Origin of the sequence: Streptomyces sp. NPDC050448, from assembly GCF_040655295.1 — a bacterium.
In the GTDB taxonomy this organism is placed as follows: domain Bacteria; phylum Actinomycetota; class Actinomycetes; order Streptomycetales; family Streptomycetaceae; genus Streptomyces.
The window spans coordinates 1-1,233 of the sequence record NZ_JBFAJR010000138.1 but is presented as its reverse complement, the minus strand read 5'-3'; the positions used below and the strand labels follow the sequence as shown (position 1 = coordinate 1,233).

The 1,233-nt window shown below is 70.6% G+C and carries 1 protein-coding gene; it reads left to right on the top strand.

Annotation, left to right across the window (positions count from 1 at the left end; translation table 11 throughout):
• Positions 1-25: 25 nt before the first annotated feature.
• The gene (locus tag AB0I68_RS39110) at positions 26-1,021 is read left to right on the top strand and encodes an ABC transporter substrate-binding protein (RefSeq protein WP_363182214.1); all 996 of its coding nucleotides are present in this window, start codon (positions 26-28) and stop codon (positions 1,019-1,021) included.
• Positions 1,022-1,233 lie beyond the last annotated feature (212 nt).

Genomic DNA, 1,233 nt, shown 5'->3' with positions numbered 1-1,233 from the left:
ACCCAGCCCGCGAAGGAGGCCTGAGATGCGAAAGCGACCCTTCCATGGCGGCGGACGCAGCAGACGCGGCCGCCGCGGCGCCGCCCTGCTCGCCGCAGCGACCGGACTCGCCGTGCTCACCGGCTGCGGAGCGGCGGACATGACCCGGCAGGCCTCCCCGTACGCCGCCGCCCAGGGCGCGAAGACCGTCACCCTCTCCGTCCAGTCCTGGGTCGGCGCCCAGGCGAACACCGCCGTGGCCGGCTATCTCCTCGAACACGAGCTGGGCTACCGCGTGGACACCGTGCAGGTCGACGAGGTCCCCGCCTGGGACGCCCTCAGCCAGGGCCGCGTCGACGCGATCCTGGAGGACTGGGGCCACCCCGAGCAGGAGAAGCGGTACGTCGAGGGCAAGAAGACGATCACCCGGGCCGGCGATCTGGGCGTGACCGGCCACATCGGCTGGTTCGTCCCCACCTACTTCGCCGAGGCCCACCCGGACGTCACCGACTGGAAGAACCTCGACAAGTACGCCGACCAGCTGCGCACCGCAGAGAGCCGCGGCAAGGGCCAGCTGATGGACGGCTCCCCGTCCTACGTCACGAACGACAAGGCGCTGGTGAAGAACCTGGGCCTCGACTTCGAGGTCGTCTTCGCCGGCTCCGAGGCGGCCCAGATCACCCAGATCAAGCAGTTCGCCAAGGAGGGCAAGCCCTTCCTGACGTACTGGTACAAGCCTCAGTGGCTCTTCGAGCGGGTCCCGATGACCGAGGTGAAGCTCCCCGAGTACACCGAGGGCTGCGCGGACGTCCCGGAGAAGGTGGCCTGCGCCTACCCGCACACGCCGCTGCAGAAGTACCTGAACACGCGCTTCGCCGAGTCGGGGGGCAAGGCCGCCGCGTTCCTGAAGAAGTTCCGCTGGACCACGGCGGAGCAGAACGAGGTGGCCCTGATGATCGCCGAGGAGAAGCTCTCGCCCCAGCAGGCGGCGAAGAAGTGGGTCGAGCGCAACGAGCACGTGTGGCGGCCCTGGCTGGGCTGACCTCCCGCAGGCCTCACCCGTAGGCCCATCCGTACGCCCCTTCCGGACGGCCCCCGCACGCTTGGGCGGGGGCCTTCGGGGGCACCCGTCAGGAACCACCTCGACGAGGCGGGGAAGGCAGCAGATGACCGTTCCGGCGGTGCTGTCCGGGCCTGGCGGGCGGGCCCGTACGCCGGCCGGGACGTGACGGGGGGCTGTGGCCGGTGCCGCAT